The 15,981-nt window shown below is 59.1% G+C and carries 14 protein-coding genes (1 of these 14 only partly in view); all 14 read right to left on the minus strand.

Features of this window, described 5'->3' with window-relative positions; genetic code table 11:
* Positions 1-874 carry the 5' portion of an ABC transporter permease gene (locus SIB38_RS00040; RefSeq protein WP_294118927.1) on the minus strand. 374 nt of this gene lie to the left of the window's left edge, so 874 of the gene's 1,248 nt are visible here — the first part of the coding sequence; the start codon lies at positions 872-874; its stop codon lies off the left edge, out of view.
* Positions 874-1,569, minus strand: a complete 696-nt coding sequence (locus tag SIB38_RS00045; RefSeq protein ID WP_294118925.1) for an ABC transporter ATP-binding protein — start codon at positions 1,567-1,569, stop codon at positions 874-876. Before SIB38_RS00045 ends, SIB38_RS00040 begins: the two co-directional genes overlap by 1 nt.
* A gap of 21 nt (positions 1,570-1,590) precedes the next feature.
* The gene (gene zrgA, locus SIB38_RS00050) at positions 1,591-2,325 is read right to left on the minus strand and encodes a zinc uptake protein ZrgA (protein ID WP_294118910.1); all 735 of its coding nucleotides are present in this window, start codon (positions 2,323-2,325) and stop codon (positions 1,591-1,593) included.
* A 135-nt stretch (positions 2,326-2,460) separates the two neighbouring features.
* Positions 2,461-2,910, minus strand: coding sequence for a CoxG family protein (locus tag SIB38_RS00055; RefSeq protein ID WP_294118909.1), 450 nt, complete (start codon positions 2,908-2,910; stop codon positions 2,461-2,463).
* A 126-nt stretch (positions 2,911-3,036) separates the two neighbouring features.
* Positions 3,037-3,810 (minus strand): XdhC family protein, encoded by a 774-nt coding sequence (locus SIB38_RS00060; RefSeq protein WP_294118908.1) that lies wholly within the window; start codon positions 3,808-3,810, stop codon positions 3,037-3,039.
* Between the two features lie 11 nt (positions 3,811-3,821).
* Complete coding sequence (locus SIB38_RS00065) at positions 3,822-5,015, minus strand: vWA domain-containing protein (protein ID WP_412551066.1); 1,194 nt, start codon at positions 5,013-5,015, stop codon at positions 3,822-3,824.
* Positions 5,015-5,881 (minus strand): AAA family ATPase, encoded by an 867-nt coding sequence (locus SIB38_RS00070; protein ID WP_294118906.1) that lies wholly within the window; start codon positions 5,879-5,881, stop codon positions 5,015-5,017. Before SIB38_RS00070 ends, SIB38_RS00065 begins: the two co-directional genes overlap by 1 nt.
* Positions 5,882-5,962: 81 nt before the next feature.
* Positions 5,963-8,392 carry an aerobic carbon-monoxide dehydrogenase large subunit gene (locus tag SIB38_RS00075; RefSeq protein ID WP_294118905.1) on the minus strand — a complete coding sequence of 810 codons (2,430 nt, stop codon included), beginning with the start codon at positions 8,390-8,392 and terminating at the stop codon, positions 5,963-5,965.
* The gene (locus SIB38_RS00080; protein WP_294118904.1) at positions 8,389-8,883 is read right to left on the minus strand and encodes a (2Fe-2S)-binding protein; all 495 of its coding nucleotides are present in this window, start codon (positions 8,881-8,883) and stop codon (positions 8,389-8,391) included. The genes SIB38_RS00075 and SIB38_RS00080 overlap by 4 nt, the downstream gene beginning before the upstream one ends.
* Before the next feature lie 11 nt (positions 8,884-8,894).
* Positions 8,895-9,758, minus strand: a complete 864-nt coding sequence (locus tag SIB38_RS00085; protein WP_412551067.1) for an FAD binding domain-containing protein — start codon at positions 9,756-9,758, stop codon at positions 8,895-8,897.
* A gap of 239 nt (positions 9,759-9,997) precedes the next feature.
* Positions 9,998-11,116, minus strand: coding sequence for a Hint domain-containing protein (locus tag SIB38_RS00090; RefSeq protein ID WP_412551068.1), 1,119 nt, complete (start codon positions 11,114-11,116; stop codon positions 9,998-10,000).
* Positions 11,117-11,220: 104 nt separating this feature from the next.
* Complete coding sequence (locus SIB38_RS00095; RefSeq protein ID WP_412551069.1) at positions 11,221-12,342, minus strand: MHYT domain-containing protein; 1,122 nt, start codon at positions 12,340-12,342, stop codon at positions 11,221-11,223.
* Between the two features lie 159 nt (positions 12,343-12,501).
* Complete coding sequence (locus tag SIB38_RS00100; protein WP_366011354.1) at positions 12,502-13,647, minus strand: amidohydrolase; 1,146 nt, start codon at positions 13,645-13,647, stop codon at positions 12,502-12,504.
* Between the two features lie 245 nt (positions 13,648-13,892).
* Positions 13,893-15,902: a TonB-dependent receptor domain-containing protein gene (locus SIB38_RS00105; RefSeq protein WP_412551070.1), complete on the minus strand. Its 2,010-nt coding sequence runs from the start codon at positions 15,900-15,902 to the stop codon at positions 13,893-13,895.
* Positions 15,903-15,981 lie beyond the last annotated feature (79 nt).

Genomic DNA, 15,981 nt, shown 5'->3' on the forward strand with positions numbered 1-15,981 from the left:
TCACCGAGACGGCAATCAGGGCGGTTTCGGCCACGCCAATCAGGCTCCAGAGTTCGCTGAGCGCCACACCGGGCAGGATCGCCAGAAGTGGCTCCTGAGGGTATTCGTTGATCCAACGTTGTAGGCCAAAGATTTTCAGGCGTGAGGTGGTGCCGACCATTGCCGCCGTGACAGCTTTGGGGGTGAGCTGCATCTGGCGGACCTGATCCGCGCTGATGGTGTTTTGCGAGCGGCCACCGCCCTGCCAATCAATGTGAATGGCTTCGATGGCCTCGAGGCTGACAAAGACGGTGCGGTCCACCGGCGTGCCGGTCTTTTCCAGAACGCCGGAAATCCGGAAAGGTTTGTCGTCGTGATCGGTGAACGAGGCCACGCCATGGCTGACGACAATGCTGTCTTGTAGATCATAGCCAAGCGCGGCGGCCACATCCGCCCCCACCACAGCGTCAAACAGATCCTCAAAGGCTGCCCCTTGGGTGAAGGTGACAGACCGCCCGCCCCGGTATTTGTAACGCTCAAAGAATGCGGGCGTGGTGCCCAGCACGCGGTAGCCCTTGTGGCTGTCGCCCAGTGACAGCGGCACAATCCAATCGACTTCGGGGCGGCTGGCGATGTCCTGATAGCTTTGCCAGGTAACGTTGTTGGTGGCGTTGCCGACGCGGAAGACGGAATAGAGCAGAAGCTGCACGCCGCCGGAGCGCGCGCCGACAATCAGGTCGGTGCCGGAAATGGTGTCGGCAAAGCTGGCCTTGGCCCCGGTGCGCAGTTTTTCCACGCCCAGAAACAGCGCCACAGAGAGCGCGATGGCAAAGATGGTCAGGCTGACGGTGACCGCGCGACTAAACAGGGATTTGAGGGCGAGGCGCAACAGGATCATGCCACGCGCCTTTCTGCGCGCGCGATGTCGGCGAGATCCAGCGTGCGGTCAAAGCTTTGTGCCAGCCGGGCGTCGTGGCTGACCATCAAAAGCGTCGCACCCGCCTCATCACATTGCTGCATCAGCAGGTCGAGAAAGGCGGCCTGACTGTTGGCGTCCAGCGAAGATGTGGGTTCATCCGCCACAATAAGCCTGGGGCGACCAATCAAGGCGCGGGCAGCGGCCACGCGCTGTTGCTGGCCAATGCTAAGTTCGGTGGTTTGGGCGTTGAGCACCAGATCCCGATCCAGCCCCAGTGCCGTGGTCAGTCGCAGCGCTTCCTCCTGTGGATTGCCCAGACGTTTGCGACGGGCGGGCGCGAAGGATAGTTGCAGCAGGATGTTTTCCAACGGCGAAGCATAGGGCAGCAGATTGAACATCTGAAAGATCACGCCAATGCGTTCGGCCCGAAACCTGTCCCGCGCGGAGGGGCGCAGCGTGGAGAGGTCCACGCCATCCACCGCGATGGTTCCGCTTTGAGGGTGGGTGATGCCGCAAATCAAGCTGAGCAAAGTGGACTTGCCTGACCCGCTCTGCCCAAACAGGAACAGTTTCTCGCCCTCGGGGACGGTGAGGTTTGGCACGGTCAGGGTGAATTGCGTCCGACCTTGCCAGGTGAAGGCCACATCATTGAGATCTATTGCGGCCTTCATCACTGTCTTGGACCCTAGGGTTTAGTTGAGCGTGACAACCGGTGCGTCGGCTGTGGCCTCTACCTTAGTGGCGCCTGCGTCGGTCACAAGCTGAACTTCCAGCTCTTCGGCATTTGGGAACTGCGCGAAGTAGGTCAGAGACAGGCTGGTCAAGTCGGCTGGATTGGCACAGGTCACCGCATATTCAGCGTGGAACTCACTGTGAGTGGCTTCATCGCCGTGATCATGCGTGTCATGATCGTGGTCATCGTGATCCGCATGCTCTTCTTTGTCGTGGTCATGCTCGTCGTGATCTGCGTGTTCTTTCTCATGTTCCTCGTGATCATGATCGCCATGCTCGGCATGCTCTTTGTCATGATCGTGATCGTCGTGCTTGTCACCATGATCGTCATGGTCGTCGTGCGCGTGATCGTCGTGTTCATCCTCATGATGCTCGTCTTCGCTGTGCAGTTCTGCCTCGGCAGAGGTCACAGAGCAATTGGCCGCAGCAGGCACACCAAAGAGGCTCAAAGGATCAGACAGCTTGGCAAGACCAGCTTCGACGGCGGCTTTATCCGCATCGGACTCGGCTGCGTGCTCAAACCCCACGATATCAAAGCCAGGCGCGATGAGTTCCAGCGCCAGTGTTTCACCATCCAAGGCAATGTTCAGCGCGCCGTGGCCGTGCATGTGGGCGTCAAGCTCGCGCTTTTCTTCGCCAAACGCAGGGGCAGCGGCCATCAGAGTGGAACACAGCAAAGCTTTTTTGAGGGTCATGGGGTGTCTCCGGTCAATACGCAAAAGCAACGCTTGATCGTTATGTTATTATGTATCAACTGGCAAGAGGCGGGACTGCCGATTGGCAGAAATCTCAGGACGCCACCCCATATGGCGTCCTGAAAGAGATGGAGCTTAGACGGTCTGTTCCGCGACCACCTCGGCAAACTTGCTAAAGAATTTGCCTGAGAGCTTTTTGGCGGTGCCCTGGATCAAGCGGCTGCCGAGTTGCGCGATTTTGCCGCCAACGTCGGCTTTGGCCTCGTAGCTGAGCAGGGTTTCGCCATCCTCTTCGGTCAGGGTCACCTGTGCACCGCCTTTGGCAAAGCCCGCCGCGCCGCCTTTGCCTTCGCCGGTGAGGGAAAAGCTTTCCGGGGCGGCGCTGTTGTCGAGCGTGACTTCGCCCGCGAATTTGGCTTTCACCGGACCGATTTTCAGCACCACTTTGGCGGCGAGATGTTCCGGGCTGAGCTGTTCCAGCTCTTCGCAGCCAGGGATGCATTGGCGCAGTACCTCCGGATCATTGAGCGCGCGGTGGACAACGTCGCGAGGGGCCGGGATGCGGATTTCGTCTTTGAGTTCCATGGTGGTTCCTTGAGTGGTGGACTGTCAGGCTGCGCTCAGCAGCATTTCGGGAAGGACCGGAGCGCCACTTCTGCGGCTTCTTCCGGTGTCAGGTCGGTGCGCGGGGCCCAAAAGCGCCGCCATGTGTCATGCAGTTTTTTCATCTCGGGCCTCCTCCGGGTTGGCTTTGCTGTCGGCGTGGCGCCACTGCACGATCTCTGCGAGGATCGAGAGGGCAATTTCGTGCGGATCGATGGCACCGATGTCCAAACCGGCGGGCGACTTGAGCCGTGCCACACGGTCCTCTGCCAAACCTGCCGCGATGAGTTTGTCACACAGCACCTGCGCCTTGCGGTGGCTCGCCACCATCGAGACGCGCTTGGCCGAAGTTTCGAGCGCCGAGCGCAAGGCGTCGGCATCCCCCTGCCCCTGGCTGGCAACCAAAACAAAATCGCGCGGCTCGATCTGTTCGACGCACCCGGGGCCTTGGCAGACACGGAACCCGGCCAAGGTGGCATGCGCGGCGACCGCCTGCGCAATGGGTGTATCGCCAAATATCACCAATCGGTGGGCGGGACGATAGGGCTCGATCAGCACATCCACGGTGCCACCAGAAGGGCAGCCGCTTTTGAAGGTCTGCACACCGTCAGGATCGAGCAGGGTCACCACTTTGTCAGAGGGCTTGATGCGGATCATGCGGGGCGTGCCTTCGGCCAGCGCCTCCTCAGAAGCAGTTTTCACCGCGCGTTTCACACAGCCTCCGCCAAGATGGCCAAGTATGTCGCCCTCTTCCGTGACCGCCGCTTTGGCGCCGGCTTTGGCAGAGGTCACATCCGCCGTACGCACCACCGTGGCGACACAGAACGGCGCGCCGCTTTCGCGCAGAGAGGCCATCGTGTCAAAAATATCAAAATCCGTCATAGGTCTCTCCGTCACAGTTTTGCAAATTCCTGCTCCAGCGCGGCAAGCGCTTGCAGGGTGTTGGCGGGCAGATGGGCGTCCAGATGGGGCTCTGCCGCGCGGATCGCGGCGGCCACAGGCGCGTAATCCTGCCAGCCTTTCAAAGGATTCAGCCAGACCACCCGCCGGGAGCGTTTCTTCAAACGCGCCAACTGATCGCCCAGCACGGTGGCATCTGACGTGCAGTAGCCGTCAGATAAGATGATCACGACCGTGCGCCCGTTGAGCGCCTTGGCGCCATAGCTGTTCAAAAACGTCTCCAGCGATCCGGCAATATCGGTGCCGCCGCCAAACCCTTCGGCCATAAGCGAGAGCCGCCCAGCAGCCCGCAGCGTGTCGTGATCACGCATCGCATCGGTGACCCGCATCAAACGCGTGTGAAACAGATAGGCATCGGTACGGGTGTCGCTGTTGACCAAGCCTTTCAGGAAGGCGAGGAACACCCGGGAATAGACTGTCATGGAGCCGCTCACGTCACAGAGCGCCACAATTTGCAGCGGGCGTGGTGGGCGGGCTTTGCGGTGCAACTCCAAGGGTTCGCCGCCCCGCGCCAAGGACGCCCGTTGAATGCGGCGCATGTCGAGTTCGCGGCCGCGCAACGCCTGCTTGCGGCGACGGGAGCGGCGGTCCCGCATGGCGCGGGCTAAGCGCGTTGCCGCCGCCTCGGCTTCACGCAGACTGTCTTCATCCATCAACTCGCGCAGATCGCGACGGGTGAGATTGTCGGTTTTGGTGGCCATCAGACGGCCATCCTGTCCTTCCGCTTCGCCATCACCGGTGTCTGGCGTCAAGGCATCTTCACCGGCACTGTCCTCTTGTCCCGCCGACGCATCCTCAAAATGCTCCTGCCACATCAGCGGGCGGGCGGATTGCACTTTCACATGGGTGCTGTTGGCCACGCCCTGACGCTGCTTGCCGGCGTTGAACCAATAGGCGTCAAAGAGCTCATCAAACTTGCGCCAGCTGTCTGCGTCTCCAGTGAGCAGAACACTGAGCGCTTCGCGCGCTTCCAATATGTCACAGGCCTCCACCTCGGACAGCGCGGCCAAGGCATCGCCGGTTTCCCGCACCCCGACCGACAGGCCGTTCATGCGCAAATGCGCCATGAAACCGGCCATACGGTCTGCCAAGCCTTCGGCGCGGGAGGGAAACCGGGTGATCTGCATCAGGCCACCTTTCCAATCAGGCGGTCCATGACCTCACGCGGGGCCGCATCATAGTCCGCGGCGGTTTTGAGCAGGCACACCAAGGTGGACTGAACCGCCTCCGGGCTTTGCGCAATATCGTTCACCCCCAAACCGGACAGCGCCGCTGCCCAATCCAGCATCTCGGCAATGCCCGGCGATTTCTCCAACTCTTCGCGGCGCAGCGCCTGCACCACGCCCACAATCTGCCGCGCCAATAGACCTTCCACGGCAGGCATCCGTGCCCGCAGAATTGCCAGTTCGGTCTCGCGATCCGGGTAGTCGACATAGGCATAAAGACAGCGACGGCGCAGCGCGTCCGACAGTTCGCGCGTGCCATTGGCGGTCAGGATCACCATGGGGCGCGAGGCTGCCGTGATGGTGCCCATTTCGGGAATGGTGATCTGAAAGTCCGACAAAATCTCCAACAGGTAGGCTTCAAATTCCTCATCCGCGCGGTCGATCTCATCGATCAACAGCACCGGTGGCTGGTCTTGGCGGATCGCCTCCAGCAGGGGACGTTTCAGCAGGTAATCTTCACTAAACAACGCCGCCTCGCTGGTGCCGCCCTGCGCCTCAGAGGCGCGGATCGCCAGCAATTGGCGTTGGTAGTTCCATTCATAGATTGCGTGACTGGCGTCCAGCCCTTCGTAACACTGCAGGCGAATGAGCTTGGTGTCATGGATCGCCGCCATGGCCTTGGCCACTTCGGTTTTGCCCACACCCGCAGGCCCTTCGAGCAACAAGGGCCGCCCCAGCGTGTTTGCCAGATGCAGCGCCATGGACAGGCGACCGCCTGCCACATAGCCCTCTTCTGCCAGTGCCGATTGCACCTCACTCACGCCCATCGCGCGCCCCTCACATTCTCATTCTCAAAATATCCTCGCCGAAGGCAGCCGCCCGCAGCGCGGGCGGCCCCCGAAACGGCGTCACCCGTGCAGGCCCAGATCATTGGCGGTCTTCCAAATGCGCCAGTGATCGTGCGGCATATGGGTCTGCGTCAGCCCAAAAGGACGGAAGGCGTCGTGCACCGCGTTGGAGAAGCAGGGCACACCCCCCACGTTCGGGCTCTCGCCCACGCCTTTGGCACCAATCGGGTGGTGCGGGCTTGGGGTTGTGGTGTGATCGGTGATGTAATTCGGCGTCTCCCAGGCCGTTGGGATGAAGAAGTCCATCAGCGTGCCGGTTTTCACGTTACCCATCTCGTCATAGGCAATCTCCTGCCCCATCGCGATGGCCAGCGCTTCGGTCAGACCGCCGTGCACCTGCCCTTCGATGATCATCGGGTTGATGCGTGTGCCACAGTCATCCAGCGCATAGAAGCTGCGGATGTCTGCCTCACCGGTGTCCACATCGATGTCGAGCACACAGATGTAGGCGCCAAACGGATATGTCATGTTGGGCGGATCATAGTAGCTCACCGCCTCCAGACCCGGCTCCAGCCCCGGAATGGCCTGGTTATAGGCCGCAAAGGCGATTTCCTTCATGGTCTTGAACCGCTCTGGCGCACCTTTCACTGCAAAACGATCAATGTCCCATTCCACGTCATCGTCGTGCACTTCCAAGAGATAGGCCGCGATCATCTGCGCCTTGGCGCGGATTTTGCGGGCCGCCATGGCTGTCGCTGCCCCGGCCACCGGCGTAGACCGCGAGCCATAGGTACCAAGACCGTAAGGCGCCGTATCTGTGTCGCCTTCTTCCAGCGTGATGTCATCGGCCGGCAGGCCAATCTCGGATGCAATGATCTGCGCAAACGTGGTCGCGTGGCCTTGACCTTGAGAGATTGTGCCAAGCCGTGCAATCGCGGACCCTGTCGGGTGGATGCGGATTTCGCAGCTGTCAAACATGCCCAGCCCCAGAATATCACAATTCTTCACCGGCCCCGCGCCGACGATCTCTGTGAAATGGGTCAGACCGATGCCCATCAGCTTGCGCGTTTTGCCCGCCTTGAAGTCCTCGATCTGTTGGGCTTGTTCGACGCGCAGTTTGTCGTAGCCGACGCTCTCAAGTGCTTTGTCCCACGCGGTGTGGTAGTCGCCGCTGTCGTATTCCCAGCCCAGCGCGGACTGATAGGGGAATTGGTCTTTCTTGATGAAGTTGATCCGGCGCAGTTCAGCCGCGTCCATGTTCAACTTGATCGCCAAAACCTCAATCATCCGCTCGATGAAGTAGGCCGCTTCGGTCACACGGAAGGAACAGCGATAGGCCACGCCCCCCGGGGCTTTGTTGGTGTAAACCCCTTCCACAGCCAGATAGGCGGTTGGGATGTCGTAAGACCCGGTGCAGATGTTCATGAAGCCGGCCGGGAATTTGGTTGGGTCGGCACAGGCATCAAAACCGCCGTGATCCGCCGTGGTGTGACACCACAAGCCAGTGATTTTGCCATCCTTTGTGGCCGCAATCTTGCCCTTCATCCAGTAGTCCCGCGCAAAGGCGGTGGACATGAGGTTCTCCATACGGTCCTCGACCCACTTCACCGGCTTGCCAGTGACAATGGAGGCCACAACGGAGCAGACATAGCCGGCATAGGCGCCCACTTTGTTGCCAAAGCCGCCGCCTATGTCTGGCGAGATCACGCGGATGTTGTGCTCCGCAATGCCGGAGATCAGCGAGACCACAGTGCGGATGGCGTGTGGTGCTTGGAAGGTCCCCCAGAGCGTCAGCTTGCCGGTGACTTTGTCCATGCTTGCCACCGAGCCGCAGGTTTCCAGCGGGCACGGGTGGGTGCGGTGGTAGTAGACCATCTCCTCGGCCACCACGTCCGCCTCGGACAAAACAGCTTCGGTCGCTTCTTTCTCGCCCTGTTCCCAGGTGAAAATGTGGTTGGGATGGTTGCGCGGGCCGTGCGCGCCCTCGGTGGCATTGCCGTTTTCATCCACCGTGTCTTCGCGCAGAACCACATCGGATTTCAGCGCCTCAAACGGATCAACAACAACTGGCAGTTCTTCGTAGTCGACTTCCACCAGCTCTGCGGCGTCTGCTGCAGCATAACGGTCTTCGGCCACCACAAAGGCCACCTCTTGGCCTTGGAACAGCACTTTGCCGTCCGCCAGAACCATTTGTTTGTCGCCCGCGAGGGTTGGCATCCAGTGCAGGCCCAGCGGTGCGAGGTCTTCGGCGGTCAGAACTGCGACCACACCCGGCACCTTCATGGCCTCTTCGGTGTTGATGCTCACCACCCGTGCATGGGCATAAGGCGAGCGCACGAAGTCGCCAAACAACATGCCATCGAGCTTGATGTCATCGACGTAGTTGCCTTTGCCTTGGGTGAAGCGCACGTCTTCAACACGTTTGCGCGAGCTGCCCATGCCTTTGAGATTGGCGGCGCGCTGTTCGGGGGTCAGAGTTTGCTCGTTCATTCTGCCGCCTCCTTCTGAGCGTTCAGCGTGTCAGCCGCTGCCGCGATGGATTTCACGATGTTCTGATAGCCGGTGCAGCGGCACAGGTTGCCCGCCATGCCAAAGCGGATTTCCTCTTCGGTTGGGTTCGGGTTTTCTTGCAGCAAACGGTGCGCGCGGGTGATCATACCCGGCGTGCAAAAGCCGCACTGCAGGCCATGGTGTTCGCGGAACATCTCTTGAATGACGCCGAGGCTGCCATCCTCATTCACCAGACCTTCGACAGTGGTGACGTCTTTGCCCTGCGCCTGCGCGACAAAGACGGTGCAGGATTTTACGGATTTGCCATCCATATCCACCGTGCAAGCGCCACAGTGGGAGGTTTCGCAGCCAATATGCGGCCCGGTGATGTTCAGGTTTTCCCGCAGGAAGTGGATAAGCAGCGTGCGCGGCTCAGCAAGGCCTTCGACCTCTTTGCCGTTCACGTTCATTTTCACATGCATTTTTGACATGGTGTTCTCCCTCAGCTGGCGCGGCTTGCGGCGCGGTCGATCGCGCGGCGCAAAATCACGCTGGCCACATGTTTCTTGAACTCGACGGGGCCACGGTTGTCCGCCACCGGATCTGTGGCCTCAATTGCGGCGCTCACAGCGTCGCCAATCGCGGCATCGTCCAATGCGCGACCGTAGAGTGCGGCACTAGCGGCTTCGGCGAACACAGGCGTATCCGCCAGATTGGTCATGGCAATGCTGGCTTCGGCGCACACGCCATCCACCAAGCGCAGCATCACGGCGCTCGCCGCGGTCGCGTAGTCGCCAATTTTGCGCTTTTGCTTTTCATACGCGTAGCCGGTGCCGGCCGCCGGTACAGGGATGTGGATGCGCGCCAGGATTTCTTCATCGTCGCGCGCGGTGAAATAGGCCGCCTCGTAGAATTCCCGCGCCGCCACCGTGCGCGTACCGTCCGGACCGCTCAGCTCATAAGACGCGTTCAGGCATTGCATCAACCCTGGCATGTCGTTGCCCGGATCGCCGTTGGCGACATTGCCCCCCACGGTGCCGACATAGCGCACCTGTGGATCGGCAATCAGCAGCGCCGCTTCTTTGATGATTGGCACTGCGTTGGCCAAGGTCGCGCTGGTGATCAACTCATGCTGTGTGACCATGGCCCCAATGGTGACGGTATCGCCCATCAGCGAAATGCCTTTGAGCGCGTCGATGTCCTGAAGATCGATCAGATGGCCCATGTCGGCCATGCGCAGTTTCATCATCGGGATCAGGCTGTGCCCGCCCGCGATCACCCGCGCTTCATCTCCGTGTTCCTGTAAAATTGAAACCGCCGACGCAATGTCGGACGGACGGTGGTATTCGAACCCCGCTGGTATCATCTGGCTTGTCCTCCCTCGCCCGCGACATGCGAGCCTCAGGAGTCATCCCGCCAAAGGCAGCCGCTGCCACGCGAGCCTTTAAAAACAGGCCGCGCGGTTCGGTGCACGAAATGCGAATGGGCTGCACGAGTTGCGAACCACGTAAGAGAGACTGAGGTTTCCCTCGATCATTGCCACTTGTGCGGAGCAAGAGCCTGCCTGGACCACAGATGCCTCAGCACGCAGGTTTGCGCCCCTGATTACGCTGCCAGAGAATGCGTCCTTTTGCACCCGCGCGCCTTCAGTGCATCAAGTGTCTTGCGCCTAGAGAGCACGGGCAGAGCTATGTCTTTTGTCAGCCCCGAGCCAAGTGATCCACCCAAACTTTCTGAGAGATGCATCATCTGCTGCACATCTAGATTGGAAAGGATTTGTGCCCCTAAGAAGAGGCTCTCGGATGCCACAGCATTAGCGAAGGCAACCTGATGATTTGCGCAATAAAAGTGGTGCCACTGCATCGACCGTTTTCCCGCCATATGACGAATACCCGGCAACCCAACAAGCGCCTTGGCGGGCACAAAAGCTGCTGTAGGAAAGGCGTCTTCGAGTTGACCACATATTCCAACGGCAATGCGATGTTGCCCGGACACAATCAAGTCGCGGTTCGGAACACCAGGTGCCAGAGAGTTCTTCCCGAGCAACACTGGCTTCTGGTGTAATGCGACATCGTCAAGAGGTTGGTTCCCAGACCAAACCCACAGAACAGGCACGGTCTGCTGATCTAGCGTCACGACCAAATCACCAGCCTTTAAATCCTCAACCAATTTGAAGCCATCAGGTGTCGAGATCCGTGATCCAGGTGCGTAACACGCCGGAATGACGTCTTTGTTGGTGTCATACTGTTGATAGTAAGTCGCCCCGCCATCATCAGACTGTAGCGAACTGCCCCCATCGGACGCGGTGCCAACATCTGTACTGGTCATACCGGCGGCGGGGCCCTCAACGGCAGTTACTGTGTTGCCCCAATAAGAGATGAACTGAACAACCGCTCCGGTGTCATCGACAAGGGCCAAAGCATCATCAGAATACATTTCGCCAGCCCCAGACATGGAGCTAAACCCAGCCGTATCACTGTCAATGACATAGACATCCTGGTTCCCAAACGTGCCTTGAGAATAGCCCAGCGCATAGCTTTCCACAATTGTGCCATTCCCTTGGTACAGCACCACAGAATAAGCAGAGACATCTGTCCCAGTCGGCACCGCGACTTCGATGAACTCCTCATTAGAAAGACCGTAATATCTGAATTCAGAGATGTACCCAGGCATGTCATAGCTCCCACAAACCACTTCCAGCAATCGGCTCAGAAGAGTTTGCATTCGCTTAACTGCGCACCAGAGAGTGCAACCAATTTTGTTTAAACTTGAATGCCATTGGACAGAGGCGAGCAAGCGGAAACTCTAAGCCTCTATTTTATAAAAGCTTACAACCCAAGCGCTTCTCGCAGCGACGCCATTCGCGAGCGGCTCACCGGCACTTTGGGCAGACTGTCTACGCCGTCAAAATACAGGGTCCCGTTGTCTTTGTTGCGTTCAAAGCTGCTGACGTGGGTTGGGTTGATCAGATAGCTGCGGTGGGCGCGTAGGAAGCCTGCGGCTTCCAGACGGTTGGCGGCTTCGGTGATCGACCACGGGCAAAACAGCTTTTCCGCGTCTTGATAGAGCACCGTGTAGTGGCCTTCTGCACGGATAGCGGCGACGTGGTTGGGGTCGGCAAAGAAGGTCTGGCCTTCGCGTTCAAACGGCACGCCTGCGGTGGGCGGCGCAACTACGGGAGCGGGGTCGACTGTGGTAAGCGGCTCGGGAGTTGGGACAGCAGCGGCCTCCTCAGCAGTTTCTGGCGCGCCAACAAAGGTAATGCCGGTCAATAGGAAGGCGCCACAGATCAGGAACACCGCCAAGGTCACGCCCATCGCCAGCACCTGATTGTCCATCGCAGGTCCGGCGGCATTGGCCACGTCGCTGACCTCAAACCCGGTGAGCAGGATGGCGACAAAATGCATGGAGAACACCGCGATTCCAAAACAGACAGTGCCAAGCACGATGTTGCGTTGGGTGCGGGCATCATAGGCGACCCAGATGGCGAGGATCGACAGCGCCACGGAGGCCACGGTAGAGATCACCACGTCCAGAGCGCCATAGACCGGTTTACAGAGCTGCATACCCGCCATGCCGACGTAATGCATGACGACAATGCCAAGGCCAACAATCACCCCGGCGGCGACAATCACCTGCGGTGAGCGGGCGCGGAAGTGCAAAAGAAGCAGCGCGAGACCAACCATCAGAATGGCAACCAGTGCCGAAATCAGGGTGATCAGCGCGTCGTAGTAAAACAGGATCGGCAGTTGCAGGCCCAGCATGGCGACGAAGTGCATAGACCAGATGCCACCGCCCAACACCACCGCCGCCAGTGCCACCACAATCTTGCGGCGCGCGTCGGGCAAGGCGCTGGCTCCACGGGTAAGGGACAAGCCGGTGAAGCCTGCCATCAATGCCACAGCCAACGACGTGGCCACAAGCCACGGGTTGTGCGTAAAGTCCAACACCCGCTGCAATCCTCCCCTATCGCTGCCGTTTTGGTCGCTGGCGCGACGCTAGCAAACACCGAAGCACACTGCAATTTTTCCGTGGCAATAATTGTGGTTAGGGCGTTGCCAGAGACCCGTTCCGGGAAGAAATTGCAGTGTGCGAAGGCCCCGAACCGCTTACCCCAAAAGGTGATCGATCATGGCACGGAACTGATCCACAACAATCGGCAAGAGCGCGTCGGGGAAATCATAATCTGGGTTGTGCAGTTGCGGTGTGTTTTCACCGGAGCCGACATAGAGCATGGCAGCCTTGGCCCCGTCATCGCCAATGCGGCCAAAGTCCTCTGACCAGCGCATGGGCGAGGGCATCTCGTGGATTGTGTGCCCCAGTGTTTGAGCAGCATTGCGGGCAACATCGGTGGCCTCGGCGTCATTCACCACCGCACGGAAGACATCATGCCATTGGATGTCGACTTTCAATGGCCCCGCGGCATCCGCCACAATCCCCGTTGCCGTTTGTATCAGCTGATCCATGCGGGCGTTGGTCATGGAGCGTAGGGTCACGCGCAACTCGCCGTCCCCAGGAGCGATGCCAAAGGTGGGTTCACCCAGTTTGGCATGGGTAAGCGTGGCCAGCGCAAAGTGCTCCTCGGCGATGTTGCCCTGGCTCAGGCTGGGCAGCGCGGTCATCAGCTTGGCCATGGTCTCCCCCGGGGACACACCGTCTTCGGGGGCGGCAGCGTGCGAGCTTTTGCCTTCCAGCACAATCTGCATTCCTTGCGAGGCACAGTTGCCCGGCCCACTGCGCAGGCCAATCTCGCCCAATGGACGGCCGGGGACATTATGATAGGCGAAGGCATAGTCTGGACGGATGTCACCCCACCGTGGGTCCTCCACCACCGCCTTGGCCCCTGCCCCGGTTTCTTCGGCCGGTTGGAACAACAGGATCACACGCCCTGTTGCGGGCCGCACCGCCAGTGACATGCCCACGCCAAGCATGGACACCATATGGCCATCATGGCCGCAGAGATGGCCTTTGCCGTCCACTTCGGAGCGATAGGGCAACATGGAAATCTCACGAATGGGCAGGCCATCCAATTCGCAGCGCAACAGCACGGTTGGGCCTTCTGCCGCGCCGGTGAACTCCGCCGCAACACCATGACCACCAAGGCCGCGCCAGATGCGATCCGCGCCCAACGCCTCCAGCTCCATCACGATACGGGCCGCAGTCTGCTCCTCTTCCCCGGACACTTCGGGGCGGCGGTGGAGGTCATGACGCAGGGCGGTGAGAGCGCTGAGTTGGTCTGACGACAGAATGGGCATGGCGGGGTCCTTAGAAAATCTCGATCAATCCGGCAGCCCCTTGTCCGCCACCGACGCACATCAACACAACATCTCAATTTGCGCCGAGGTTTAGGTTCCACCCACAATAACCGTCGTCCGCGTATCCGGCAGGAAATACTTCGTGTGCAGCCAAAACAGTTCAGCCCCACAAAAAACCGAGCGACCCCGTGAAGGCGCCGCTCGGTCCGGTTTTGTACCTTTGAAAGGTCTGTTACGTCAGACCTTTAGAAGGTTTTTGCCACGCTAACTTTGAACGTACGGCCTGGGGCTGGACGTGTAGACAGGTGCGGTGTGAAGGTCTGGTCAAACAGATTTTCAATACCGAAACGGAATTCCGTGTCCTTAAACGCGCCTTCTTGTGGGATGTAGGTTGCCCGCAGGTTGTGTGCGTTGAAGGATGGTGTCGGTGTTGTGCTACGATCCATCTTGGCATTGGCAACAATTTCCCAGGACATGTCCAAGGTTTCGCCAAAACGCTTACCAAGGGTCAGACGCAGAGAGTCCGCCGGCGAGTTGCGCCAATCCGTAGCAACACCGGCATTGAACTCTTCACCGCGCGAAATATTGGCGTTCATGTCAGTGTAGAACCCGGTGCTGTGCACATAGCGCGCTTCCAGCTCCAGACCTTTGGTCTCTACAGTGTCTGCATTGCTGTAGGAGGTGATGTCCCAAATGTCGGTTTTATAAGCGGTTGCTTTCAGCTGCAGCGTGTCCGCGTCGCTGAACACATTGGCGTTGGAGAAGGAGAAACCAAGTTCATAGTTCCGCGCCTTTTCGCTCTGTGTCATGAACAGCGGCGTGCCGAGATCATCGATGATGGGCATGCTTTCAGTGTAACCCGCGCTACCAAAAACAGCAAAACCGCTGCCAAAGGCATAGCGAGCCGACAAACCACCCATCCAGGCGCTGTTGTCATAGTCACCGGCATAAGTGCCGTTACCTTTGATGTTCTGATCTTCGAAACGCACGCCCGGTGTGATGGTCAGGCCGTTGCCAAAATCGATATCGTCCACAACAAACACTGCCAAACGATCATCTGTACCACCAGGAGCAGCGGAGGCATCCAGACGCTCACGGCGGCTGACTTCCACACCCACACGCATGTCATGCGAGACGCCGCCCGTCAGGAAGTTCATTTGGTTTTTTACGAGGAACTTGGACGTTTCATAGCGGTGGTTGGAGTTGACCAGCGGTTCGAGGAACGGCCAGGACGGGCCGCCCTCCAGAGGCGAACTACCTGGGACGTAGGTCTGGTCAATTTGCTGGTCCGCGTAGCTGTACTGCACATCCAGATTGATCAGGTCCGAGGACAGGGAATCGTAGTTATAAGTCAGAACGGTCGCGCTGTTGTCGATGTCACGGTCAACATTGCCAAAGTTATCAGAGGTGGTGCCAAAACTGTCATATGGCACGTCACGGTCCTGCACCTGAGAATCGGTGTGGCTCAGCGTGATGCTGTGCTCGCGGTCCTGGCCGAAGTAGCCGCGCGCTTTGATCGCCCAAGACGGCAGTTCAAACGCAGAGTTACCAATGACATTGCCGTCACCGTCTTTTTGTTCGCTTTGCTTGTTGTAAGTGAAGTTCCCCAGAACCTCGAAGTTCTCGGTTGGCTGCCAAGCCAGAATAGAAGAGCTGGCGAAGCCGTTGCCGTTGGTGCTGCCCTGCAGAGTCTGACGGAAACGGAAGCCCACCTCACCGCCGGTGAAATCGGAGGCATCTTTGGTTTCAAGCAGAACAACACCGCCAATGGCACCGGAGCCGTATTCGAAGGAGCCCCCGAGACCACGCAGCACGGACACTTGTTTGTATAGAGCTGGGTCGGTGAACAGCTGCGTACTGATCCGGTAGAGTTCTTCGGAGCCAACCGAGGCACCGTCGACTTGAATCAGAACTTTTTGGTCGCTGCCGTAGGTGCCGTTTGCACCAAAGCCACGAATGTTAATACCAGAACCTTGTGGAGACGCACCATTCACAATCGTTACACCGGGTACAGAGTCTACCAGCTCGGCAATGGTGCTGGCCTGACGGTCATTGATCTCGTCCTGCTCAACAACAGTGACGGAAGTCGCTGTTTCGGTTTGGATTTCACGTTTCGACTTTTTCAGCACAATTTCGTCAAGGGCGAAATCTTCGTTTGTGGAGTCGATGTCCGCATCCTGCGCCATAACAGAGGTCGCAGAGATAAGAGCAGCGCTGCACAACAGCGCTGCCTTGCGTGAGAATGTGGCACGCATGAGTGTGTTCCTTCCAGTGGATGTTCCGGAGGCTGGCAGTGTGTTGCTGGCATGGAGTTGTTGGTGATTCTCACCCCGA

This window comes from Shimia sp. MIT910701 (assembly GCF_047126315.1).
GTDB lineage: Bacteria > Pseudomonadota > Alphaproteobacteria > Rhodobacterales > Rhodobacteraceae > Shimia.